Source organism: Acidovorax sp. YS12 (assembly GCA_021496925.1).
GTDB lineage: Bacteria > Pseudomonadota > Gammaproteobacteria > Burkholderiales > Burkholderiaceae_C > Paenacidovorax.
Window position 1 is genome coordinate 630428 of record CP053915.1, and the last position, 24392, is coordinate 654819.

Consider the following 24392-nt stretch of genomic DNA (forward strand, 5'->3'; position numbering starts at 1 on the left):
CCCGCGAGCGTTTCTTCATCAGCGCCGCGCGGCTGCCGCCGCAGCGGCGCATGCATCCCTGTCGTAACTAGAAAGACTGCCATGGAAGACATCGTCATCGTTTCCGCCGTTCGCACGCCCGTGGGCAAGTTCGGCGGTTCCCTCGCCAAGACGCCGGCCTCGGCGCTCGGCGCCATCGTGATCCAGGAAGCCCTGGCACGCGCCCAGGTCGGGCTGGACCAGGTCGGCGAGGTCATCATGGGCCAGGTGCTGGCGGCAGGCTGCGGCCAGAACCCGGCGCGCCAGGCGCTGATGAAGGCCGGCGTGGCCAAGGAGACCCCGGCGCTGACCATCAACGCCGTGTGCGGCTCGGGCCTGAAGGCCGTGATGCTCGCGGCCCAGGCCGTCGCCACCGGCGACAGCGAGATCGTGGTGGCCGGCGGCCAGGAGAACATGAGCCTGTCGCCCCACATCCTCAATGGCTCGCGCGACGGCCAGCGCATGGGCGACTGGAAGCTGACCGACACCATGATCGTCGATGGCCTGTGGGACGTGTACAACCAATACCACATGGGCATCACCGCCGAGAACGTGGCCAAGCAGTACGGCATCACGCGCGACATGCAGGACGCGCTGGCCCTGGCCAGCCAGCAGAAGGCGGCCGCCGCGCAGGACGCGGGCCGCTTCGCCGATGAAATCGTCGGCGTGAGCCTGCCGCAGAAGAAGGGTGACCCGATCCTCTTCAACGTGGACGAATACCTCAACCGCAAGACCAACGCCGAGGCGCTGGCGGGCCTGCGCCCGGCCTTCGACAAGGCCGGCACGGTGACGGCGGGCAACGCCTCGGGCATCAACGACGGCGCCGCCGCCGTGGTGGTGATGAGCGCCAGGAAGGCCGCCGCGCTGGGCCTGAAGCCGCTGGCGCGCATCGCCGCCTACGGCACATCGGGGCTCGATCCGGCCACCATGGGCATGGGTCCGGTGCCCGCCTCGCGCAAGGCGCTGCAGCGCGCGGGCTGGAACGTGGCGGACGTCGATCTGTTCGAGCTGAACGAAGCCTTCGCGGCGCAGGCCTGCGCGGTGAACAAGGAGCTGGGCATCGATCCGGCCAAGGTCAACGTCAATGGCGGCGCCATCGCCATCGGCCACCCCATCGGCGCCTCGGGATGCCGCGTGCTGGTCACGCTGCTGCACGAAATGCAGCGCCGCGATGCCAGGAAGGGCCTGGCCGCGCTGTGCATCGGCGGCGGCATGGGCGTGTCGCTGGCCCTGGAGCGCTAGGAAAACGCACCGGGGCCCTGCGGCCTTGGTGTTTGCCACAGCATGGCAATGCACGAATCTTGGTTAGAGTGACCAAGCCAACTATCACAACAGGAGCAAGAGAATGAGTCAGAAAGTAGCGTATGTCACTGGCGGCATGGGCGGTATCGGTACCGCGATCTGCCAGCGTCTGCACAAGGAAGGCTTCAAGGTCATCGCGGGTTGCGGCCCGACGCGCGACTTCCAGAAGTGGCTGGATGAGCAGAAGGCCCTGGGCTACACCTTCCACGCCTCGGTGGGCAATGTCGGCGACTGGAATTCCACCGTCGAGGCCTTCGCCAAGGCCAAAGCCGAGCACGGCAGCATCGACGTGCTGGTGAACAACGCCGGCATCACGCGCGACCGCATGTTCCTGAAGATGACGCCCGACGACTGGGCGCAGGTGATCGACACCAACCTGAACAGCATGTTCAACGTCACCAAGCAGGTGGTGGCCGACATGGTGGAAAAGGGCTGGGGCCGCATCGTCAACATCTCCAGCGTGAACGGCGAGAAGGGCCAGGCCGGCCAGACCAACTATTCCGCCGCCAAGGCCGGCATGCATGGCTTCACCATGGCGCTGGCGCAGGAGCTGGCCACCAAGGGCGTGACCGTGAACACCGTGGCGCCGGGCTACATCGGCACCGACATGGTCAAGGCCATCCGCCCCGACGTGCTGGAGAAGATCGTCGCCACGGTGCCCGTCAAGCGCCTGGGCGAGCCCAGCGAGATCGCCTCCATCATCGCCTGGCTGGCCAGCGACGAGGGCGGCTACGCCACCGGCGCCGAATTCTCGGTCAACGGCGGCCTGCACATGAACTGAGCGCCATGTGCCCACAAAAAAACCCGCCTCGGCGGGTTTTTTTGTTTGACGATGACTCCAGCCCGGTACTTCGCTGGACTGCGCCGTAGCTCGATACAGCAGGTTTATCAAGAACTTACGCGCGTCCATCATATGCCGGTGCTTTCTGAAACTTGACCCGGTTTTCCCTCGCGCCGCTCCTATCTGGCTCTTGGAATTCGGGTCGTTCCAAGGAGTCATCATGGCAAAGATCAAGCTCACCAAGACCGCCGTAGAGTCGGCGCAACCCCAGGCCAAGGACATCGAACTACGGGATACCGTGGTGCCGGGTTTCCTCTGCAAGATTACCCCGAAGGGCCGCCGGGTGTTCATGCTCCAGTACCGCACGAACTCCGGGCAGCCCCGCAAGCCCTCGCTGGGCCTGTTCGGGGAACTGACCGTGGAGCAGGCCCGCGTCATGGCGCAGGACTGGCTGGCCGAGGTTCGCCGGGGCGGTGACCCCGGCGGCGCCAAGGCCGAGGCGCGCAAGGCGCCCACGGTCGAAGCGTTGTGCAAGAAGTTCATGGAGGACTACTCCAAGAAGCGCAACAAGCCCAGCACGCAGCGCGGCTATCAGGCCGTCATCGACCGCTGCATCGTCCCGCTGATCGGCCGCAAGAAGGTGCAGGACGTGAAGCGGCCCGACATTGCCGGGCTGATGGAGAAGCTGGCCTACAAGCCGGCCGAGGCGAACAACGCCTTCGGCGTGCTGCGCAAGATGTTCAACCTGGCCGAAGTGTGGGGCTACCGCCCGGACGGCACGAACCCATGCCGCCACGTCCCGATGTACCCGCCCGGCGAGGAAACCCGGCTCATCGTGGACGACGAGCTGGCGCTGATCTTCCGCCATCTGGAGAAGCTGGAGGGGGAAGGACTGGAGAACTACGTCATCCCGCTGGCGATCCGTCTGCAATTCGAGTTCGCCGGCCGTCGCTCCGAAATCTGCATGCTCGAATGGGATTGGGTCGATCTGGAGAACCGGCGCGTGGTCTGGCCCGACAGCAAGACCGGCGGCCTTTCAAAGCCCATGAGCGCGGAAGCCTACCGGCTGTTTTCGACGGCGCCGCGCCGGGAGGGTTGCCCCTATGTCCTGCCGTCGCCCAATGACCCGACCAAGCACCTGACCTTTGGCGAGCACTACGGCGGCTGGTGCCGGGTGCTCAAGGCCGCCGGCGTCCCGCACGTCGGCACGCACGGCATCCGCCACCGCTCCACGACCGACATTGCCAATTCGGGCGTGCCGACCAAGGTAGGCATGAAGCTGACGGGCCACAAGACCGTGGCGATGTTCATGCACTACGTCCACACCGAGGACAAGCCGGTGCGGGAGGCAGCCGAACTGGTGGCGAGCCGGCGGCAGGCCATCACGGGCGTGCGGCAACCAACGGAGGCCCTGGCATGAGCAAGCGCAAGGCATCCATCACATCAACCGCAGCGCCGACGGCGCTGCTGGGGGATATTCGGGCACTGATCGAAGCATCGAGCCAGCGCGTCGCCTCAACGGTCAATGCGGAGTTGACCATGCTGTTCTGGCGCATCGGCCAACGCATCCATACGGAGGTGCTGGCCGGACAGCGGGCCGGGTACGGCGAAGAAATCCTGCCGACCCTGGCCGAGCAGCTTGCGCGCGACTATGGGCGCGGCTTCGGGGAAAAGAATTTGCGCCGGATGGTCAAGTTCGCCGCCACGTTCCCTGACGAACCAATTGTCGCGACACTGTCGCGACAATTGAGCTGGTCGCATTTCGTCCTGCTGCTGGCACTCAAGGAACCGCTCCAGCGGGACTACTACGCGCAGATGGCCGGTGCCGAACGCTGGAGCGTGCGCACGCTGCGCGAGCGCATCGACTCGATGTTGTACGAGCGCACGGCACTATCCAAGAAGCCGGACGAAACGATTGCGCAGGAGTTGGCGACCCTGCGCGATGCGCAGCGCATGACACCGGCGCTGGTCATGCGCGACCCGTACATTCTCGACTTCCTAGGGCTACGGGATACCTGGCAGGAAGGCGACCTGGAGGCGGCGATCATCCGCGAAATGGAATCCTTCCTACTGGAACTGGGCGCGGGCTTTTCCTTCCTGGCCCGGCAAAAGCGCATCCAGATCGACGACGAGGATTTCCACCTTGATCTGCTGTTCTACAACCGCAAGCTGCGGCGGCTGGTGGCGGTGGAGTTGAAGATCGGCGAGTTCAAGGCGGCCTACAAGGGGCAGATGGAGCTTTACCTTCGCTGGCTCGACAAGCATGAGCGGGAGCCGGAAGAAGCCTCGCCTCTGGGGATCATCCTCTGCACTGGCAAGAAGTCCGAGCAGATCGAGTTGCTGGAGTTGGACAAGTCCGGTATTCACGTCGCCGAGTACCTGACTACCTTGCCGCCGCGCGCCGTCTTGGCGCAGCGGCTGCACCAGGCGACGCAGAGGGCGCAGTTGCGGATCGAGCAGCGCCGCTCAGACTCCAAGGAGAGCGAGTCCTAGCCGATCAGTTCGCATGCGTGATGGGATGCCCTTGCGCAACCGCTGGATTCTTCCGGCCCTGACGTCTGACATAGACCACGCCCCAGGCCATGCCAAGCAGCGCAGCTACAAGTGAACCCATCAGTACCCCCAGCTTGGCCGCGCCCAAGAGGGTGCCGTCTGTGAAGGCCAGCATGGCGATGAAGATCGACATGGTGAAGCCGATGCCTGCCAGCAGGCCGATGAGCCAGATGCCACCCCAGGACACGCCGGGCGGCAGGCGGCACCACCCTAATCGCACCATCAGCCAACTTACAGTGACCACGCCCAGCGGCTTGCCGAGCACCAGAGCCAGCATCACGCCCGCCACGACCCACTGCGCCCCGCCGGCGGACAAGTCCATGCCACCGAGGCTGACGCCTGCATTCGCCAGCGCGAATAGAGGCATCACGCCATAGGCCACCCATGGATGCAGCGCGGACTGCACGCGGACCACCGGTGGCAGCAGCTCACGCTGAGCCAGACGAAGTTGTCGTAGCGGCTGCGCCAAATGGTTCGGGTCCGGCCTGGCGTTGGCGTCCGTTCCGGTCAGTTCTGCGGCAATGCGAGAAAGCACGTCCAACGGCCGCTCGCGCATGCGCACGGACACCACAGGCGTCATTAGGCCAAGCACCACGCCGGCCAAGGTGGGATGGGCACCGGTCATCAGCAGGCCGATCCAGACGATCGCCCCCGGAACCACATAGGCGAAGGCCGAGCCGATTCCCATCTGCTGCAACCCGAGCACCAGCACGAGCCCCGCGCCAGCCACCGCGAACCCGGAGTAGTCAAGCCCGCCCGAGTAGAACAGCGCGATGATGAGCACCGCGATGATGTCGTCGATGATGGCCAGCGCGAGCAGGAAGACCCGCACATTGCCAGGGATCGAGCGCCCCAACAGTGCCAGCACGCCCACTGCGAAGGCGATATCGGTGGCCGTCGGCACAGCCCAGCCATGCCGGCGCACGGCGTCGCCGTTCAGCGCCAGATAAATCAACGCCGGTACCACGACGCCGCCGAGGGCCGCCGCGATGGGCAGGCTGGCTTGCCGCAGGTTGCTCAGCGCGCCTTCGTGCATCTCTCGCCGGATCTCCATGCCGACAACCAGAAAGAACACGGTCATCAGCGCATCGTTGATCCAGAAATGCAGCGACTGGGAAAACACGAATCCACCGAACCCGAACGACAGCGGTGTGTGCCAGAGGTGATGGTAGCTGTCGGCCAACGAGGAATTGGCCCAGATCAATGCGATGGCGGCAGCGACCAGCAGCACGATGCCGCTGACGGCTTCGATGTGGAGGAAACGTTCGAGCGTGGCGAAAGCGCGTTCGGTCAAACGCTGCGCCCGCGGCAAATCCTGCCGTGAGGGGTGTTGATTCATGGTCGTGCAAACTCCGCGTGGCGGCCCGACCAGCGCATGAACCTGTCTCGCTGCAACGCGCAGCTAACACCCAGCTTTCATTTTACCTGATGACAGTCGGGAGAGCGACGGCGGCTCCTACGCTTCTACATCGCCATTACCCAACCCGCCAATCCGGCCAGCAGCACGACGAGGACTGGAGAGACATGCCCATAGACCAACAGCCCAAAGGCGGCGAGCGCCAGCCCGAAATCCGCCCGGCCATGAATGGCACTGGTCCACACTGGGTCGTACAGGGCCGAGAGCAGGATGCCGACCACGCCGGCGTTGATGCCCGCCATCGTGGTTTGGATGCCCTCGCGGTGGCGAAGACTCTCCCAGAACGGCAGCGCACCGACGAGCACAAGGAATGCCGGCAGGAAGATGACGCCGAGCAACACCAATCCGCCGCTCCAGCCGCTCAGCGGTCCTTCTGCGATGGCGCCGAGATAGGCCGCGAACGTGAACAGCGGCCCCGGCACAGCTTGGGCTGCACCATAGCCCGCAAGGAAATCGGCATTGCTCACAGCGCCGCTGGGCACGACCGTTGCCTGTAACAACGGCAGCACAACGTGGCCCCCACCAAAGACAAGCGCGCCGGAACGGTAGACGCCTTCGAGCAAAGCCAGCGTGGACGAGCCGCTGGCCGCTGCCCACAGCGGCAGCGCGATGAGCGGCGCCGCGAACAGCAGCAAGGCCGCGATACCGAGCTTGCGCGTGACGGGATAGGCATGGGCCTGGCCGCCAGCGGGTTGCATGATCTTCAATCCCCATCGACCCACCAGGCCGGCGACAACGATGGCGGCGACCTGGCCTGCGGCCGATGGCAGGAACAAGGTCATCAGTGCTGCCAGGAGCGCCAACGCGGCGCGTGGACGATCGGGGCAGAGCGACCGGGCCATGCCCCACACGGCCTGCGCCACGATGGCCACGGCCGCGACCTTGAGCCCATGTACCCAGCCCGATTCAGCCAGGCCCTGGTACTGGGCGATGCCAAAGGCGAACAGGATCAGCGCGATGGCCGACGGCAAGGTGAAACCCGCCCAGGCAGCCAGCAGCCCCGGCCAGCCCGCGCGTCCCAGGCCCAGCGCCATGCCGACCTGGCTGCTGGCCGGCCCCGGCAGGAACTGGCACAGCGCGACCAGATCGGAGTAGCTGCGGTCATCCAGCCAACGGCGGCGCTCGACGAACTCCGTGCGGAAATAGCCCAGGTGCGCGATCGGCCCACCGAACGAGGTCAGACCCAGACGCAGGAAGACCAGAAAGACGCGCCCGGCGCTGTCGCGGTTGTCGGAGTCTCGGGCCAGCGTCAGATGGCCTCCTGTCGCATGCGTCTGGACAACGCCTCGGCGCTCTCCTTGCGTTCGCTGTACCGATCGACCAAGTACGGTGCCACGTCGCGCGTCAGCATCGTGAACTTCATCAGTTCTTCCATCACGTCCACCACGCGGTCGTAGTAGGCCGAGGGCTTCATGCGTCCGGCCTCGTCGAACTCCTGGTGCGCCTTGGCGACCGAGGACTGGTTCGGGATGGTCAGCATCCGCATCCAGCGGCCCAGCACGCGCATCTGGTTGACGGCGTTGAACGACTGCGAGCCGCCCGATACCTGCATCACCGCCAGCGTCTTGCCCTGGGTCGGGCGCACCGCGCCGACCGACAGCGGAATCCAGTCGATTTGGGTCTTCATCAGGCCGGTCATCGCGCCGTGGCGCTCCGGCGAACTCCACACCATGCCCTCGGCCCATTGCACCAGTTCGTGCAGTTCCTTGACCTTCGGGTGATCGGCCGGCGCATCGTCCACCAGAGGCAGCCCGGACGGATTGAACAATCGGGTCTCGCCGCCCAGCGCCCGCAGGATGCGTGCGGCTTCTTCGGCTGCGAGGCGGCTGAACGAGCGTTCGCGCAGCGAACCATAGAGCAGCAGGAAGCGCGGCGCGTGCGTGGCCCGTGCCGGCGCGAACAGATGTTCGGTGTCCGGTTGCTGGAACAGCGCCGTGTCGATGTTCGGCAGGTCGAGACGGGATTCAGACACGGCGACCGTCCTGATCGACCACCGGCTCGCCGTCTTCCTTGTTGAACGCGCCGCGCTGCGGCTGCGGCAGCAGATCGAGCACGGTTTCCGAGGGCCGACACAGTTTCGTGCCCAGCGGCGTGACCACGATCGGCCGGTTGATGAGAATGGGATGCCGGAGCATGAAACCGATCAGGTCGTCATCGCTCCACTTCGGATTGCCCAGGTCGAGTTCGGCATAGGGTGTGCCTTTCTCGCGCAGCACAGCGCGCAGCGGCACGCCCATCGCGGCGATCAACGCCTGGAGCGTGTCGCGGTCGGGCGGCGTTTTCAGGTACTCGATGATGGTCGGTTCTTCGCCGCTGTTGCGGATCAGTCCGAGCACGTTGCGCGAGGTGCCGCAGGCGGGGTTGTGGTAGATCGTGATGGTGCTCATGGGATGACCTTGAAGATTACGAAGCGGTCGCGCGGCGTTCGTACCAGCCACGCGAGCGGTTGACCACGCGCACCACCAGCAGCATCACCGGCACCTCGATGAGCACGCCGACCACTGTTGCGAGTGCTGCGCCGGAATGGAAGCCGAATAGGCTGATCGCGGCGGCCACGGCCAGCTCGAAGAAATTGGATGCGCCGATCAGCGCCGAGGGGCCGGCGATGCTGTGCTTCTCGCCTACCTTGCGGTTGAGCCAGTACGCCAACCCGGAGTTGAAGAACACTTGGATCAGAATGGGCACGGCCAGCATGGCAATCACCAGCGGTTGACGCAGGATGGCTTCGCCTTGGAAGGCGAACAGCAACACCAGCGTCAGCAGCAGCGCCGCGATCGACAGCGGGCCGATGCGTTCCAGTGTCCGGTCGAACGCGGCTTGGCCCCGGCGCAGCAGCGCACGACGCCAGAGCTGCGCGAGGATGACCGGGATGACGATGTAGAGCACCACCGACACCAGCAGCGTGTCCCACGGCACCGTAATGGCCGACAGGCCCAGCAGCAGGCCGACGAGCGGCGCGAAGGCAAACACCATGATGGTGTCGTTCAAAGCCACCTGTGAGAGCGTGAACACCGGATCGCCGCCGGTCAGCCGGCTCCAGACGAACACCATTGCGGTACATGGGGCAGCGGCCAGCAGGATCAGGCCGGCGATGTAGCTGTCGAGCTGGTCAGCCGGCAGCCAGTCGGCGAAGACCTGACGAATGAAGATCCACGCCAGCAGCGCCATCGAGAACGGCTTGACCGCCCAGTTGACGAACAGGGTGACGCCGATTCCGCGCCAGTGCTGCCCGACCTGGCCGAGCGCGCCGAAGTCCACTTTCAGTAGCATCGGCACGATCATCACCCAGATCAACAGCCCGACCGGCAGGTTGACCTGGGCGATTTCCATGCGGCCGATGGCCTGGAACACGCCCGGCACGAACTGGCCGAGCGCGATGCCGGCAACGATGCACACCGCCACCCACAGCGTCAGGTAACGCTCAAAGCCGCTCATTGCGGAGGTGGCCGGCGCGGGGCCGGCGGTATCGGTTGCGGTCATCGGGGGGCCTCACTGGCGGCCAATGTCGCGCAGCTCGCGCTGCAACGACATGGCATCGAGACGCTGCAATGGCAGCGACAGGAACAGCTCAATGCGCCGACGCAGCGTGATCGCCGCATCGAGGAACGCTTTGCGCTGCTGTTCCTCGGTGCCTTCGACCGCAACCGGGTCGGGTACGCCCCAATGGGCCGACACGGGCTTGCCCGGCCACAGCGGACACGCCTCGCCGGCGGCGTTATCGCAGACGGTGAAGATGAAATCGAACACCGGCGCGTCGGGTTTCACGAACTCGTCCCAGCTCTTGCTGCGGTAGCCGGTTGTCGGCAGGCGCAGCCGCTCCAGCGTGGCAAGCGCCAGCGGGTGAACCTCGCCCTTTGGGTGACTGCCGGCGGAATAGGCATGGAAGCGACCTTGGCCTAGCTCGTTTAGCAAGCCTTCGGCAAGGATGGAGCGGGCGGAGTTGCCCGTGCAGATGAACAAGGCGTTGTAGGTGGTCATGGCGTCAGCAGTCGCAGCGGGTGGTTGTGTCGGAAACCTCGCAGACACCGCCTTGGCAGCAGTGCTCGGTCATGTAGCCGAGCAAACCGTTCATCCGGGCGAAGTCGGCGCGGTAGATCAGATTGCGGCCCTGCTGCTCGATGGTGACGAGCCCGGCATGGGCCAATTCCTTCAAGTGGAAGGACAGGGAGTTACGGGCCACGTCGAGCTGGTCGGCAAGGACGCTGGGCGTCAGTCCCTCGGGGCCGGCGACCACCAGGGCGCGAAATACGCGCAGCCGCTGGGTGTGAGCCAAGGCACCGAGGGCGGAAACGGCTTGATCTTCATTCATTATTCGATAATACAACATTTATTGAATCATTGTGCGAGTGAGCAACACACAAAGGCTCATGGCGTCCCGGTGTGCCGCCGTCGCGCTGTCGTGCTGCGCATCGAGCCTCGCTGCGCGAGTCTCGCCCCATTCGGGCTTCCATCGTTCCCTCGCTTCGCTCGGCTGACGCCTCCGGCCCGGCTCGATGATCCGTGCCTGCGCGCTTCGCTTGCCCAAAGACGGGTGTGTGCAGTGGGCGGGGTGTGGGCGGTCTTGCTGTTCCCTGCACCGTATCACGGCGTTCTCGCCGTCAAGGGCTGCACGCGCCTTGCGCGCTTGCGTCCTGGCGGCCGTCTGCGACCCCTGACTGCTTGCGCTGCGCCGTGCTGGCGACGGTTCCGGGCAATTCCGCCCGTGCAACCGGAGATCGTCATGAACGACAAATCGCACGTTTCGCTTGAACAACACGTTTGCCTTGTCTGCGGTACTCGCTTCGACACCGGCGCCGTCCTGCTGGATCGCCGCCTGCGCGCGAGCATGGAGCGCCACACGGCAACCGGCTGGGGCTTGTGCCCCGAACATCAGAAGCTGTCCGACGATGGCTTTGTCGCGCTGGTCGAGTGCGACCCGCAGCGCAGCGGCTCACCGGCGGGCGGTGGCCGCGTGAAGCCCGAACAGGCATACCGGACGGGCCGCCTGGCGCACCTCAAGCGCGAAGCCTTCGCGCAGGTGTTCGACGTGCCGATCGCGGCCGACCAGCCGTGCGTCTTCGTCGAACCCGGCGTGATCGAGCAGTTGCAGACGATGACGGCGAACTGATCGCGCCTGGTGCCATCCGGTGCGCTGCCCTGCGGGGCGGCGCACCTTTTTTTCTGCTGCGCCCTGGTGCCGATGACTTCGCGCCCGCGGCGCTGCGCGCTGGCGCTTGCACTCCAGGGGAAGTGCCTTTGGCACATCCCCGCCGCGCTTCGCTTGGCGCCCCTACAACACCGCCGCCCCGGCTGCGCCGGCGCGGCAATACCGATGCCGCAAAGGCTGCTTGTCCACCACAGAAGATCCACGCTGCATCTCCATGACTGCATGGGCGTCCCCGGCCAAAAAGCATGGCCGGTCGCGCTGTCGTGCTTCGCATCGAGCCGCCTGCAGCGTCTCGCCCCCTTCGGGCTTCCATCGTTCCCTCGCTCCGCTCGGCTGACGCCTTCGGCCCGGCTTCCAGCTTCGGGCCTGCGCGCTTCGCTTGCGTGCGGTCGGCACAAAGGGACGGCCGTTGCCATGTCCAGCCGTCTCCCCTGACTTCATCACCTTACCCGCGACCGTAGCCCGCTCCCGTGTGCCGTCAAGGCGCGCAGGGCCGTGTCCTCGGCTGCGCCTGCGGGCCGCACCAACCCTGCGCTTGTCTCCTTGACGGCCCCCGTCCGCGCGCTCCTTTGGCCGCGGGCGATGAACTCAGGAAAGACGGTGGCAACAGGGCCAACCGGGTTCCTCGTGCCGACCGCACCGAACAGCCGAAAGGCTGGGCTCCGAATCTAGGAATCCGGTGTGCGGTTTGAACAGCAAACCCTTTTCGTCAGGAGAAATGCAATGCAACTCGCATCCCGATTCGCTTCCCGTTCCCCGTCGCTGCGCAGCGATTACCCGCTGTCCGACGATCAAATCCGCAAGGTCGCGCCGTCCATCTTCGCGGACGCCCCGCACGAAAGCCGTTCCGAACGGTACGCCTACATCCCCACCGCCGCCGTGCTGGCAGAACTGCGCAAGGAAGGGTTTGAACCCTTCATGGCAGCGCAAACCCGCGTGCGCCACGACGACCGCCGCGACTACACCAAGCACATGCTGCGCCTGCGCCACGCCAGCCAGATCAACGGAGCGGAAGCCAATGAAATCGTGCTGTTGAACTCGCATGACGGCACGAGCAGCTATCAGATGCTGGCCGGAATGTTCCGGTTCGTGTGCAGCAATGGCCTTGTCTGCGGCGACACGGTGGCAGACGTGCGCGTGCCGCACAAAGGCGACGTGGCCGGTTCCGTCATCGAAGGCGCTTACGAAGTCTTGCGCGGCTTCGACCGTGTGCAGGAATCCCGCGATTCCATGCGCGCCATCACCTTGAACGATGGCGAATCCGAAGTGTTCGCCCGCGCCGCGCTGGCCCTCAAGTACGACGACCCCGACAAGCCCGCGCCCATCACGGAATCGCAAATCCTGATGCCGCGCCGCTTTGATGACCGCCGCCCGGACTTGTGGAGCGTGTTCAACCGCACGCAAGAGAACCTGACCCAAGGCGGCCTGCGCGAGCGCAGCGCCAACGGACGCCGCCAGCAAACCCGCCCGGTGCAGGGCATCGATCAAAACATCCGCCTCAACCGTGCGCTTTGGCTGCTGGCCGACGGCATGCGCCAGTTGAAAGCCTGAATCCCCACGCGGCAGGGGCAGGCAGCAGCCCTTGCCGCTTCTCTCGCTGCTGCATCCCTAACCGCAAGGAGTCATCACCATGAACGCCGTCCTGAAAACCGAAACCATCGCCACCGAAACCGCCCCGCCGCTGGAAGTGGCCGACCCGACCAAGAACCTGATTTTGGTTCCGCTCTCGCAGTTGCTGCCGCGCCGCTCCAAGCGCAACGCGCGGACGACCTCGCGCATGTCCATCCCCGAACTGGCCGCGAGCATTGCCCGCGTCGGCCCGCTGCAAAACCTCGTCGTCATCCTTGCCGCTGATGGCGAGCATTACGAAGTGGTGGCTGGCGACCGCCGCCTGACCGCCTTGAAGCTGCTGGCGAAGAAGAAGCGCATCCCTGCCGACTACGAAGTGGCGTGCCTGCTGGTGCCCGACGCTTCGGCCCGTACCGTCAGCCTCGCGGAAAACCTGCTGCGCGAGCAGATGCACCCGGCCGACCAGTTCGAGGCGTTCGCCGCACTGGTCAAGGAAGGCCGCCCCATCGAAGACATTGCCGCCGACTTCGGCGTGACCCCGCTGGTGGTGCAGCGCCGTCTCAAACTCGCCAACGTCTCGCCGCGCCTGCTGGCCGACTACCGGGGCGGAGCCGTCACGCTGGAACAGTTGATGGCCCTGACCATCACCGACGACCACGCCGCGCAGGAAAGCGCGTTCTACGGTGCGCCCGAATGGCAGCGTGGCGCGTCCGCGCTGCGCGAACGCCTGACCGAACGCGAAATCGACGCCACGCATCCGCTGGTGCGCTTCGCCGGGCTGGACGCCTACACGGCGGCGGGCGGCGGCATCCGCCGCGACCTGTTCGCGGAAGGCGATGCCGGAACCTACCTGACCGACGCCGCGCTGCTGGAAACGCTGGTGCGTGGCAAGCTGGATGCGCTGGCCGGGGACGTGCGCGCCGAGGGTTGGGCGTGGGTCGAAGCCGTGCCGCACATGAGCTACGCCGAGCGGCAGGCGTTCCAGAACGCGCCGCGCCAGCGCCGCGAACCGAACGCCCGCGAAGCCCGCCGCATCGCCTCGCTGCAAACCCGCCTCGACAAGATCGACGCCGAACTGGAAGAAGCCTACGACGCCGAGGACGAGGACAAGACCGAAGCGCTGGAACCGCGCCGCGAACAGGTTGCCGGGGAACTGCAAGCCGTGGAGGAAGCCTTGCAGGGCTACGCCCCGGATGTGCGCGCCGTGGCCGGTGCCATCGTCACCCTCGACCGCAGCGGCGAAGCCGTGATTCATCGCGGGCTGCTGCGCGAGGCAGAGGCCAAGGCGCTGCGCACGCTGGAACGCTTGCGGCAGGGTTTCGGCAGCGCGGAAGGCGAAGCAGGGAACGACGACGAAGGCGAGGACACCGAGCAGCCCAAGGCCGCGAGCCTGTCCGACCGGCTGGCGCAGCGCTTGAGCGCGCACCGCACCGCCGCGCTGCAAATCGAAGTCGCCCGCCATCCGCAAGTCGCGCTGGCCGCGCTGGTGCATGGCATGGTGCAGAGCGTCTTGCAGGACAACCACTACGGCCACGACTTGCCGCTGGGCGTGAGCCTGAAAGTGCAAGACCGGCTGGAAGGCATGGCCCCCGACTGGCCCGAGTCGCCCGCCGCCGTCGCCCTGCGCGAGTTGCAGCAGGTCGCGGGCGAAGCGCTGCCGCAGGACAGCGCCGAACTGTTCGTCGCGCTGCTGGCGATGGAGCAAGGCGAACTGGTGCGGCTGCTGGCGGTATGCGTAGCGGCGACCGTGGACGTGGTGACGCCTCGCGCCACGGCTCACCAGCCGGGCGCGGAACTGGCGCAGGCTGTGGGGCTGGACATGGCCGCATGGTGGCAGCCCACCGCAGACGGGTATTTCCAGCATGTGCCGAAGGCCGCGATTCTGGAAGCCGTGGGCGAGTTCGCACCGTCGCACGCTGCCCGGCTGGCGAAGTTGAAGAAGGCCGACATTGCCAGCGAAGCGGAACGGCTGGCCGATGGTACGGGCTGGATGCCCGCCATCTTCAACACCGAAGGCCCGGAAGCTGCGCCGCAGGAAACGCAGGCGCAGGACGCCCCGGAGGATGCCGAGGCAATGGCGGATGAACCCGCCGAGGCACTGGCCGCTTGACCCGCGCCGAAGGCAAGCGCCCCGGCACTCGACCGGGGCGCTCGCTTGAAGGAGAAGCCCCCATGACCCGCACCACCACCAGCCGCCCACGCATGGCGGCGATCTATGCGCCCGGCGCAGTACGCGCCCGCCGCTGGCACGGCGAAGGCGACGTGCGCGGCTACCGCCCACCCTCGGGCTGGTCGGCCCGTGCCGACCTCATCGACATTCACCCCATCACGGGCCGCGCCTTGCCGCGTGCCATGTGGTGGATTATCGAAACCAAGGAATAACGAGCCGCACCGGCCCCAAGCCGTTCCGCCTTGGGGCCGGTGGTCGGAAATCCGGGCGCGGCGGTGGCCGCGCCCGGTTCCAGCGTCCAAAGCAAAATCGCCACGTCGCCGCCTTCGACCAGGCGGCGACGTGGCGGACGTGCAAGTGCCTTGCACGCGGTACAGCGATCGGCGCCCGCTGGCGCGGGCAAGGTTTCGATGGCGCCCCGCCGCAATGGGCGGGGCTTGTGGGGCTACGCCCCCGCTTGCTGCGGCAGGTTGTGCCAAAGCGTGCCGTCCTCGACGCTGGCGGTTCGCGCTTGTACGTCACGAAGGACGGTTCACCGACACGCCCCCCGGCTTCGCTATGGAGCATCCACGCCACGCCTCAACCACGTCGTCGCAATCTGCGGCAAGAAGCGTTCTCGCTCGTCGTTGGGGTGTTGGCCTTGCCAGTGTCAGGGCGCAAGCCGGTGAAGCCGTCACGCGGGGATGCCGAGTCGGCCACGTCTCCATTCGGGAGCGGGCGGCCCGTGCGTCCTTGGCTTGTCGTGAATCGTGGCGAGGGAACGGCTGCGCCTTGGGCTTCATGGCCGCAACCTTCCAGCGAAAACAATTTCCCCTGCGCTGCGCGCATTCCTCGCGGGACAAATTCTTTTCGCTTCCAGGCTCTCCACGGTGTTGCGACCGCTGCGCGGTGCGGCCAGCCCATCCCCCGCCGGACGGTTCACAACAAGGACGCACTGGCGCGACCTTGTTCAACCCGAAAGGAGAAACATCATGGCCAACATCGGCACCTTCACCGCAGAGAAAGACGGCTTCACCGGCACGCTTCGCACCCTGACGCTCAACGTCAAGGTCAAGCTGGTTCCCAACGACAAGGGCGACAGCGAGAACGCCCCCGACTTCCACCTTCAGGCGGCCGGCCACGAGATCGGCGCGGCATGGAAGAAGACCAGTGAGGCCGGGCGCGAGTACCTGTCCGTGAGCATCGACGACCCTTCGTTCCCGGCGACGGTCTATGCCCGCCTGATCGAGAACGAGGACGGCACGCACGACCTGATCTGGTCGCGCAGCAAGCCCAAGGCGGCCTGACGGCCACCCACCGCGCCCCGCCCATTGCGGCGGGGCGCCTTTCGCTGACAGCCTACGTCTCGGACACGGACGCGAGCTGGCTTTCCGTCGCGGCCATCAGCACGGCGGTACTGCAACTAAGCGCGCTGGCGATCTTGAAGATGATCGCCAGCGTGGGCATGTGCTCGCCACGCTCGACCTTGCCCATATGGGAACGCTCGATGCCAGCCAGGTTGGCCAGCGATTCCTGCGCAATCCCGCGTTCCATCCGCAGCGCACGCACCGCCGCGCCGAAGGCTTGCGCCAACTCGGCATCGAAGGTGGTGGCACCGGCCGGTCGGCCAGGTTGTACGGATCGCTTCTGCATAGACAGAAGCGTCCAGTCGCGGGACAATTAAAACCACGTTATCTTTAACTCATGACAGTAATTTAGTCCGCTTCCGTGCTTTTACTGAAATCCGCAACTGCGGATTTCACCAGACCCGGGGAGCCGCATCCGTGTCTTTCCTGACCTGCGTAATTCCGCTTCTGCGTTTCCGTGCATGTACGGATTCGATGGCTTGCGCCTTCGTGCTTTCCCGCCAAAGCACGCATCCGCTTCGGCGGTTCCGCGCTTCGATGGAAAATCGTATCCGTGCATCCTCGGATGCGTGGGGATTCGGGCCATGACCCAGCCGCTCGTCACCGCTGAACAGCGGGCGCAACTGCTCGCCGTCGGCGCGGCACGCGCCGCTGATCGGGGCATTGACCCGATGCCGGCGGTGCGACTGTTCACCCCTGACGCGCACGCCACCTGGTTGCTGGCCGCGCTCGACCCGGCCGATGGCGATACGGCATGGGGGCTGATCGACCTGGGAATAGGCATGCCCGGCCTGGGCCATGTGAAGCTGTCCGATCTGGCGTCCATCGTCGGGCCGCATAAGCAAACTGTGATGCGCGATCGCTACTTCCAGCCCGTGCGGCTGCTGTCGGAGTACCTGCGGCTGGCCGAGGAAAACGGCTCGATCACCGACTGAGCAGTCCCAGCCAACGACGGCGCATTCTGACTATTTCAGTCTTACCCAAGACCTGCGCAGTCTGAATCCACACTCTTGCACCGAAGCGGTGCGCTTCTGATGCAAACAGTCATGATCTTTGGCGCGGGCTGCTGCACGGTGCTCCACGCTGCGCACCATTTTCGTGGCGGCGCAGCCGTCGCATTCAGACGATTTCCGCAATGCCCTGGAGCGAATCAGTCTTGACACCAGCAGTTACAGCGTACCCCGATTTCGATGACGACTTGATGGCGACTCGATAGCTCCCGCACGGCGGAATCCGTGGCGACGTTCCTGCTGAATGACAGGAGGTTGCGTCATGGCCGACCCGAGCGCCGAACACTGGTATCCGACCGCCGCGTATCTCTACACGCTGCACCTCGACGGCCCCGCGCTGGCGTGGGAATACCTGCGCCGCCACCCCGACTACCGCCGCGACTGGCTGCGCCGGCGCCGCCGGCCAGAGGCTGCCGCGCGCTGGGGACTGCGCCTGCTGGAAGATCCCGCCCTGGATGCGCGCGACGCGCACCCGGCCTGGTTCCCCGATCACGATGCGGTGGTGCAGCTCTACCCGGACGCCGACCCGCCGCCCGACGCGGTGGCCTTCGCGTTCTGGTGCCTTCCCGGCCAGAAGCGTCTGATCCACGACGGCAAGCGCCTGGTGCTGCTGACACGCTGGCCGGGCTGCTGCCTGCGGCTGGTGATCGCTCCCGGCTTGGCCGACGGCATGGCCTACGCCTACGCCATTCGCGCCTGCGCCGCATCCTGCGGGCGCTATCAGGCGCTGGCGGCCGAACTGGACAAGCTGGCCGCCGCTGGCGATGCAGCGCCAGCGGGAACGGCACGGTCGCGGCCGGCCCCCGCGGCGCTGCTGGAGTTGAACACGCTCCAGGCGCTCGACGGCACCCTCGCGGGCGCGTCCCTGCGCGACGTGGCCGAAGGGCTGTTCGGCGTCGATGCCGTCGCCGACGACTGGTACGCCGACAGCGCCTTGCGCGCCCGCGTTCGCCGGCTGGTGCGCCGGGGCGATGCGCTGATGCGCGGCGGCTATCGCCGCCTGGCACAGCTTCCGCCCGTTGCACAGGGACGCGCTGCATCCTCTGCAAAACGTCCCTGAGCAGGAAGCCTTGCTTTCTTGAAAGTGCCTCTATCCGGCCGCGTGGTGTGGCCGGGCTTGATGGAGGTACATCCCATGCGACCCGCTCCCTTGCGGCCTGCCGCCGCTGCTGTCGCTGCGCCCGTGCAGCCCCAACGCTACCTGACCAACGACGAAGCCGCCGAATACCTGCGCCTGTCGCCGCGCACGCTGGAGAAACAGCGCGTGATCGGCGGCGGCCCGAAGTTCCGCAAGTTCGGCCGCCGCGTCATGTACGCGGTGGCCGACCTCGATGCCTGGGCCGACCAGCGCAGCTACGAGGCCACGTCCGACCCGGAATATGCCGAGCGTCACGCGGGCGACTACCGTGATGGCCGCTGATCGTCGGCTCGCCGGTGGCTATCGTCATGTCCAGCCCATCGCTGCCGTCGGGGCAGCGATCGCAGCAGCGGGAACAGCTCGACCTGTTCCGCGCGCTGCCGGGCGACGGCATGGCGCCGCGCGACAGCCAGGACTTGATGGCCTTTCCGTTCTTCTCGCTGGCGAAGTCGCGGCGCACGGCGCCGATCGACTTCCGCAGCGGGAACATCACCATCCGCGTGGAAGGCACGGCCGAGCACGGCATCGCCACGATATGGGATGCCGACGTGTTGATTTGGGCGGCCTCGCAGATCGTGGAGGCGCGCGACGCAGGCATTCGCCCGTCGCGCTGGATACACGCCACGCCCTACGAAATCCTGCGCTTCATCGGGCGCGGCACGTCCCTCAACGACTACCAGCGCCTGAAAGCCGCGCTCGACCGGCTGCAATCGACCAGCGTGGCAACGTCCATCCGCGAAACCACCGGGAGGCGCTTGCACCGCTTTTCGTGGGTGAACGAATGGCGCGAGCTGGCCGACGCCAGCGGCACGCCGCTGGGCATCGAGCTGATCCTGCCGGACTGGTTCTATGCCAGCGTGCTCGATGCCGCCCTGGTGTTGACCATCGACCCGGCCTATTTCCGCTTGAAGGGCGGTATCGAACGCTGGCTGTATCGCCTGGTGCGCAAGCACGGCGGGCGGCAGGAACACGGCTGGCAATTCGACTTCCGGCACCTGCACCGCAAGTCCGGCAGCGCGGCGCGCTTCTCGGACTTCGCCTACGACCTGCGCGTGCTGGTCGCGCGTCAGTCGCTGCCCGGCTACGTCCTGGGCATCGAGCCGATACCGGGCGAAAGGCTGGAACTGCTGACCTTCCGGCCCGTGCCGTTCACGGCACGGGGATAACTGCGGGAAAAGATGTGGACGGCCTCGTGCTATCAGGAGTACGGGGTATCGTGCTATCGGGAGTACGACCCTCGTGCTATCAGGAGTACGAAAACGCCGCAAAGCCAGTAACGGCGCGGGTTTGCGTCCCCTCTAACTTACCTAACTATAAATCTCTAACTTTTGGTAGAAGCGCGCCGTTTCGGTGGACAACCACGAAACGGCACGGCCAGGCCGGCTTTCCAGCAGGGAGGGCCGCGCCATGATCTTCGCGTTTCTCAATCAAAAAGGCGGCGTCGGCAAGACCACACTCGCTACCCACATCGCGGGCGAGCTGGCGATGCGCGGGCTGCACGTCATCCTGCTGGACGCCGACCCGCAGGGTTCATCGCTGGACTGGACGCAGCGCAGAAGCCAGCAGGGCTTGCCACGGCTGTTCAGCGCCGTGGGTCTCGCCCGCGAAACGCTGCATCAGGAAGCGCCGGAGCTGGCCCGCCGCGCCGATCACATCATCATCGACGGCCCGCCGCGCATCGCCGCCCTGGCGCGTTCCGCGCTGCTGGCGGCCGAGCGCGTGCTGATTCCCGTGCAGCCCAGCCCGTATGACCTTTGGGCCAGCGCCGAGATGGTGGCGCTGATCCGCGAGGCACTGGTGTTCCGGCCTGCGCTGCGCGCGGCCTTCGTCATCAACCGGCGCGTCAGTACCACCATCATCGGCAGGGAAGCACGGCAATCGCTGGCCGAACAGCCGCTGCCGGCGCTGCACAGCGAAGTGCGCCAGCGCATCGTCTTCGCCGACAGCGTGGCCGCTGGCCGGCTCGCCCGCGAAACCGCGCCCGACAGCGCCGCCGCACGCGAGATCGCCGTGCTCACCGATGAACTGCTGCGGTGGCCGACATGAGCAGCCCGCGCAGCAAGCGCGTCGGCATCGGCGCACGTCCGCCCGCGAATCCACACGCCGAGGCGTGGATTCGCCAGGGCGATGCCGATGCACTCAACAAAGGCGACCTCTACACCGCACGCCTGACCCTCGACATCACACCCGCGATGCGTGCTCGCATCAAGGTGTCGGCCTTCACGCGAGGCGTGACCGTGGCCGAGTTGCTGCGCGGCTTGCTGGAACGAGAGTTCCCCGACAACCGCACGGAGAACCTGCCATGAACGCATCCGCCTTGCCTGCCGCTCACGCGGCGACGGCTGCACCGGCTGCTGCGCCGCCGCCTTCACTTTCGACGCCCGCCGGCCAGGCTGGCAGCGTGCCGCTGACTCGCGTATCGCTCGCCTACATCGAACCGCGATTCAAGCTCTACCTGCGCTTCGGCGAGCCGGCGCGCTCGCTGCGGCTCGACCGCTGGCGGCGCTGCGCGGTGTTCCTGCCGCGTGCAATGTTCTGCCGCGTGCGCTGGGAAGCAAACGACTACGGCACGATCCGCTGGCAGCTCATGGTGATGCAAGCCGCCACGCCGCTGGACGACATGCAGCGCATCCCCGGCGTGCGGCCGGGCGCACGCCTGCTGCTGTACGCCGAAGGCGAAAACGCGGTGCGTGCCGTGCTGGAACGCATCGACGGCATCGAAGGGCAAGGCATCGCCGCCATCGACGTGTCGCCCGCGTACTGGCGCACGCTGGGCAACCGTCTGGCGGCCCGCCTGGCGCTGCCCGAATACACCGCCGAGCGGCACGCCGCCTGGCTGGCCGGAAGGGCGCTGCCATGACGACCCAATCCAACACCACATGCACGCACGAAGTCGCGCCGCATCCTCGCTCGCGCCTGCGCGTTCGCATCGTGCTGGCGGGCTTCGCCGCCGTCGGCCTCGCTGCGCTGGCCTGGGCGGCTTTCGTGTCGCCGCTGCCGCGTCTGACCTACAACCCGTCCGACAGCGTGGCGGTCGGCTGGTATCGCATCGAACCGTTCGACCCGCGCACCGCCTCGCTGCCACGTCCGTTGTCCGTGGACAGCATCGTGCTGGTGCCGCTGCCCGACAGGGCCGCCATGCTGGCTGCGCAGCGCGGCTACCTGCCGACCCGCGTTCCGCTGCTCAAACGTGTGGGCGCAGTCGCGCCGCAACACGTTTGCATCGTCGCCGGGCAGGTACGCATCGACGGCGTGCCTGCGGCCGCCGCGCTGCCTGCCGACCGGCTGGGCCGGCCACTGCCATCCTTGCAGCTTTGCCGCCGCCTCGAACCAGGCGAGCTGTTCCTGTTGAGCGTGACCAATCCGGCGTCGTTCGACAGCCGCTATTTCGGCCCGGTCAGCGCATCCGCCGTGATCGGCGTCGCGCAACCGGTCTGGCTGGAGACACGCCCATGATGGCCGCCGATTCACTGCACGTTGCCGTGCCTCTCATCGTGCCAACGGGCATGCCGTTCCGGCTGCCGCCGCCGTGTCGTCGCGCGTGCAGCGCGGGCGCATTCGCGCCGCGCTTCGCGCAACATCCGGCGCAGCCGTCCAGCGTGCAGGCGTCTTGCCTCGAACGCGCACGGCCTGCGGCCCCCATCGCGTCCATCTGCGCGTTCGCCGGCGGGCTGGCTGCAAGCAGCGCAGCGCCGCCGGGCCGCCGACGCCCGGAGCGACAGCGAGGGGCAAAGGCGGAAGGCAAGACAAAAGGACGCGGCACCGGGCCGCGTCGAAAGCCAGTCTGCACGTGGGGTTGGCGCAGCACGGAGCGGCTTCGCCGCCGTGCCGTTTGTGGCGCGAGGCCCGCGCCAATGCAGGCATGTCCGCGTGCTTCGCACGACCGGACACGCCAGAGCTTGCAGAGGGCACAGCCATGACCGACCGCCGCGACGACGATTTCCGCATCCGCCCCAGCGCCCCGAAGAATCGCGGCCAGGGCTTTGTCTCCAAGGTGCTCAAGCAGGCAGGCAAGGCCAGCGGCGGCAAGTCCTCGGTGCGCCGTCCTGGGACGGCTGGCGGCACCGGGAGGGGCACCGGCCAGCGGCCCGGTTCGCGCCTGGGGCGCGGCCACACGGCGGCGCGCTTCGCGGGGGCGAAGCTCACGCCCATGTCGCGGCGCGTGACCATCAAGACGCTGCTGGTCAACCAGCGCCAGGCCAGCCCGCAGTCGCTCGCCAAGCACCTGCGCTACATCGAGCGCGATGGCGTGGGCCGCGATGGCGAGCCGGGCCAAGCCTACGGGCCGCAGACCGATGCCGCCGACCTCGACGCCTTCAAGGAACGCTGCGCCGACGACCGACACCATTTCCGCTTCATCCTCTCGCCCGAGGATGGCGCCGAGCTGGAAGACCTGCGCACCTACACGCGGCACCTCATGGGCCGCATGGAAGCCGACCTGGGCACGGGCCTCGATTGGGTGGCCGTCAACCACTGGAACACCGACAACCCGCACACGCACATAGTCGTGCGCGGGCGCGACGACACCGGCAAAGACCTCATCATTGCGGGCGACTACATCGCCGATGGCTTCCGCCATCGCGCCGCCGAGCTGGCGACCGAATGGCTGGGGCCGCGCACCGAGCTGGAGATCCAGCAGACCTTGCAGCGCGAGGTGGAGCAGGAGCGGTGGACGAGCCTGGATCGCACCCTGCAACGCGAGGCCGGCGACGACGGCCGAGTGCAGATCGAACGCTTCAACGAACCGAGACTGCAACGCCAGCGCCTGTTGCTGGTTGGCCGGCTGCAACGCTTGCAGCGCCTGGGCCTGGCCGACGAAATGCAGCCCGGCACCTGGGCCGTCCACGCCGACGCGGAAAAGACCCTGCGCACCCTGGGCGAGCGTGGCGACATCATCCGCACCATGCAGCGGGCCATGCGCGGCGAGCCGCGCGAGCTGGCAGTGTTCGAGCCGGGCGACGATGGCCGAACCATTCTCGGCCGCGTAGCCGCGAAGGGGCTGGCCGACGAGCTGCGCGACCGGGGCTATCTGGTCATCGACGGCGTGGACGGCAAGGCCCACTACGTCGCGCTCAATGCCCGCGACGAGCTGGCGAACTATCCGACCGGCGCCGTGGTGGCGGTGAAGGGATCGGCCGACGTGCGTGCGGCCGACAAGAACATCACCGCACTGGCGAGCGGTGGCCTGTACCGCACCGACCATCATCTGGCCGTCGCGCAGGGGCAGACAGTGCCGGGCCGTGATCCGCAGGAAGTCGTCGCGGTCCACGTCCGCCGGCTGGAAGCCCTGCGCCGCGCCGGCATCGTGGAGCGCGTGGCCGAGGGACTTTGGAAGGTGCCGGACGACCTGGCCGAACAGGGCCGCCGCTACGACGCGCAGCGTCTGGGCGGCGTGGCGGTGGAACTGAAATCGCACCTGCCCATCGAGCGGCAGGCCCGCGTGATTGGGGCCACTTGGCTCGACCAGCAATTGATCGGCGGCGGCTCGGGCCTGGGCGACCTCGGCTTTGGCAGCGAGGCCAAACAGGCGATGCAGCAGCGCGCCGACTTCCTGGCCGAACAGGGATTGGCCGAGCGGCGCGGCCAGCGCGTGATCCTGGCGCGCAACCTGCTGGGCACACTGCGCAACCGGGAACTGGCGCAGGTCGCCAAAGACATTGCGGCCGAAACTGGCTTGGAGCATCGACCCGTGTCCGATGGGCAGCGCGTGGCCGGCATCTACCGGCGCTCCGTCATGCTTGCCAGCGGGCGCTACGCGATGCTCGATGACGGCATGGGGTTCAGCCTGGTGCCGTGGAAACCGGTGATCGAGCAGCGAATGGGGCAGCAGCTTGCCGGGACGGTGCGCGGCGGCGCGGTGTCATGGGAGATTGGGCGGCATCGGGGGCCAACCATTTCTTGAGTCAAGGTAATGCCACAAGCCGGTGGGAAAAATTAGATCC

At 66.8% G+C, this 24392-nt stretch carries 26 protein-coding genes; 18 read left to right on the plus strand and 8 right to left on the minus strand.

Features of this window, described 5'->3' with window-relative positions:
* Window positions 1-81: 81 nt before the first annotated feature.
* The 4 genes from YS110_03005 to YS110_03020 all read left to right on the plus strand — a co-directional run bounded on the left by YS110_03005 (window position 82) and on the right by YS110_03020 (window position 4594).
* A complete protein-coding gene (locus YS110_03005) occupies window positions 82-1260 on the plus strand; it encodes an acetyl-CoA C-acetyltransferase (protein ID UJB63806.1) in 1179 nt (392 codons plus the stop codon).
* A gap of 103 nt (window positions 1261-1363) precedes the next feature.
* Entirely contained in the window at window positions 1364-2101 is a 738-nt protein-coding gene (gene phbB, locus YS110_03010; protein UJB63807.1) for an acetoacetyl-CoA reductase, read from the plus strand.
* Between the two features lie 220 nt (window positions 2102-2321).
* A complete protein-coding gene (locus YS110_03015; GenBank protein UJB63808.1) occupies window positions 2322-3521 on the plus strand; it encodes a tyrosine-type recombinase/integrase in 1200 nt (399 codons plus the stop codon).
* The gene (locus tag YS110_03020; GenBank protein ID UJB63809.1) at window positions 3518-4594 is read left to right on the plus strand and encodes a DUF1016 domain-containing protein; all 1077 of its coding nucleotides are present in this window, start codon (window positions 3518-3520) and stop codon (window positions 4592-4594) included. The genes YS110_03015 and YS110_03020 overlap by 4 nt, the downstream gene beginning before the upstream one ends.
* 4 nt (window positions 4595-4598) lie before the next feature.
* Here YS110_03020 and nhaA read toward each other — a convergent pair whose 3' ends face one another.
* The 7 genes from nhaA to YS110_03055 all read right to left on the minus strand — a co-directional run bounded on the left by nhaA (window position 4599) and on the right by YS110_03055 (window position 10398).
* Window positions 4599-5993 (minus strand): Na+/H+ antiporter NhaA, encoded by a 1395-nt coding sequence (nhaA, locus tag YS110_03025; protein UJB63810.1) that lies wholly within the window; start codon window positions 5991-5993, stop codon window positions 4599-4601.
* Window positions 5994-6118: 125 nt separating this feature from the next.
* Window positions 6119-7324 carry a chromate efflux transporter gene (gene chrA, locus YS110_03030; protein ID UJB67326.1) on the minus strand — a complete coding sequence of 402 codons (1206 nt, stop codon included), beginning with the start codon at window positions 7322-7324 and terminating at the stop codon, window positions 6119-6121.
* On the minus strand, window positions 7321-8043 hold the full coding sequence (arsH, locus tag YS110_03035; protein UJB63811.1) for an arsenical resistance protein ArsH: 723 nt from the start codon (window positions 8041-8043) through the stop codon (window positions 7321-7323). The genes chrA and arsH overlap by 4 nt, the downstream gene beginning before the upstream one ends.
* A complete protein-coding gene (gene arsC, locus YS110_03040; GenBank protein UJB63812.1) occupies window positions 8036-8458 on the minus strand; it encodes an arsenate reductase (glutaredoxin) in 423 nt (140 codons plus the stop codon). Before arsC ends, arsH begins: the two co-directional genes overlap by 8 nt.
* Window positions 8459-8474: 16 nt before the next feature.
* A complete protein-coding gene (gene arsB, locus YS110_03045; GenBank protein ID UJB63813.1) occupies window positions 8475-9551 on the minus strand; it encodes an ACR3 family arsenite efflux transporter in 1077 nt (358 codons plus the stop codon).
* Window positions 9552-9560: 9 nt separating this feature from the next.
* Window positions 9561-10049, minus strand: coding sequence for an arsenate reductase ArsC (locus YS110_03050; GenBank protein ID UJB63814.1), 489 nt, complete (start codon window positions 10047-10049; stop codon window positions 9561-9563).
* Between the two features lie 4 nt (window positions 10050-10053).
* Window positions 10054-10398, minus strand: coding sequence for a helix-turn-helix transcriptional regulator (locus YS110_03055; GenBank protein ID UJB63815.1), 345 nt, complete (start codon window positions 10396-10398; stop codon window positions 10054-10056).
* Window positions 10399-10791: 393 nt separating this feature from the next.
* Between YS110_03055 and YS110_03060 the strand changes: the two genes are divergently transcribed.
* The 5 genes from YS110_03060 (at window position 10792) to YS110_03080 (ending at window position 16242) form a co-directional block, all read left to right on the plus strand.
* A complete protein-coding gene (locus YS110_03060) occupies window positions 10792-11178 on the plus strand; it encodes an ATPase (GenBank protein UJB63816.1) in 387 nt (128 codons plus the stop codon).
* A gap of 762 nt (window positions 11179-11940) precedes the next feature.
* Window positions 11941-12768 (plus strand): DUF945 domain-containing protein, encoded by an 828-nt coding sequence (locus YS110_03065; protein UJB67327.1) that lies wholly within the window; start codon window positions 11941-11943, stop codon window positions 12766-12768.
* A gap of 79 nt (window positions 12769-12847) precedes the next feature.
* Window positions 12848-14896 (plus strand): ParB/RepB/Spo0J family partition protein, encoded by a 2049-nt coding sequence (locus YS110_03070; GenBank protein ID UJB63817.1) that lies wholly within the window; start codon window positions 12848-12850, stop codon window positions 14894-14896.
* Between the two features lie 62 nt (window positions 14897-14958).
* The gene (locus tag YS110_03075; protein ID UJB63818.1) at window positions 14959-15168 is read left to right on the plus strand and encodes a hypothetical protein; all 210 of its coding nucleotides are present in this window, start codon (window positions 14959-14961) and stop codon (window positions 15166-15168) included.
* A gap of 759 nt (window positions 15169-15927) precedes the next feature.
* Window positions 15928-16242, plus strand: a complete 315-nt coding sequence (locus YS110_03080) for a DUF736 domain-containing protein (protein ID UJB63819.1) — start codon at window positions 15928-15930, stop codon at window positions 16240-16242.
* Window positions 16243-16294: 52 nt separating this feature from the next.
* On the opposite strand, the gene YS110_03085 is transcribed toward YS110_03080, so the two are convergent.
* The gene (locus YS110_03085) at window positions 16295-16588 is read right to left on the minus strand and encodes a helix-turn-helix transcriptional regulator (GenBank protein UJB63820.1); all 294 of its coding nucleotides are present in this window, start codon (window positions 16586-16588) and stop codon (window positions 16295-16297) included.
* 298 nt (window positions 16589-16886) lie between these two features.
* On the opposite strand from YS110_03085, the gene YS110_03090 reads away from it, so the two are divergent.
* The 9 genes from YS110_03090 to YS110_03130 all read left to right on the plus strand — a co-directional run bounded on the left by YS110_03090 (window position 16887) and on the right by YS110_03130 (window position 24352).
* On the plus strand, window positions 16887-17237 hold the full coding sequence (locus tag YS110_03090; protein UJB63821.1) for a DUF2958 domain-containing protein: 351 nt from the start codon (window positions 16887-16889) through the stop codon (window positions 17235-17237).
* Between the two features lie 337 nt (window positions 17238-17574).
* Window positions 17575-18372, plus strand: a complete 798-nt coding sequence (locus YS110_03095) for a DUF2285 domain-containing protein (GenBank protein ID UJB67328.1) — start codon at window positions 17575-17577, stop codon at window positions 18370-18372.
* A 75-nt stretch (window positions 18373-18447) separates the two neighbouring features.
* Entirely contained in the window at window positions 18448-18732 is a 285-nt protein-coding gene (locus YS110_03100; protein ID UJB63822.1) for a helix-turn-helix domain-containing protein, read from the plus strand.
* Between the two features lie 26 nt (window positions 18733-18758).
* On the plus strand, window positions 18759-19616 hold the full coding sequence (locus tag YS110_03105) for a replication initiator protein A (GenBank protein UJB63823.1): 858 nt from the start codon (window positions 18759-18761) through the stop codon (window positions 19614-19616).
* A gap of 241 nt (window positions 19617-19857) precedes the next feature.
* Window positions 19858-20496, plus strand: coding sequence for an AAA family ATPase (locus YS110_03110; protein ID UJB63824.1), 639 nt, complete (start codon window positions 19858-19860; stop codon window positions 20494-20496).
* The gene (locus YS110_03115) at window positions 20493-20756 is read left to right on the plus strand and encodes a chromosome partitioning protein ParB (protein ID UJB63825.1); all 264 of its coding nucleotides are present in this window, start codon (window positions 20493-20495) and stop codon (window positions 20754-20756) included. Before YS110_03110 ends, YS110_03115 begins: the two co-directional genes overlap by 4 nt.
* Window positions 20753-21310, plus strand: a complete 558-nt coding sequence (locus YS110_03120) for a DUF2840 domain-containing protein (protein UJB63826.1) — start codon at window positions 20753-20755, stop codon at window positions 21308-21310. Before YS110_03115 ends, YS110_03120 begins: the two co-directional genes overlap by 4 nt.
* On the plus strand, window positions 21307-21906 hold the full coding sequence (locus tag YS110_03125; protein ID UJB63827.1) for a S26 family signal peptidase: 600 nt from the start codon (window positions 21307-21309) through the stop codon (window positions 21904-21906). The genes YS110_03120 and YS110_03125 overlap by 4 nt, the downstream gene beginning before the upstream one ends.
* A 460-nt stretch (window positions 21907-22366) precedes the next feature.
* The gene (locus YS110_03130) at window positions 22367-24352 is read left to right on the plus strand and encodes a relaxase/mobilization nuclease and DUF3363 domain-containing protein (GenBank protein ID UJB63828.1); all 1986 of its coding nucleotides are present in this window, start codon (window positions 22367-22369) and stop codon (window positions 24350-24352) included.
* Window positions 24353-24392: the final 40 nt, after the last annotated feature.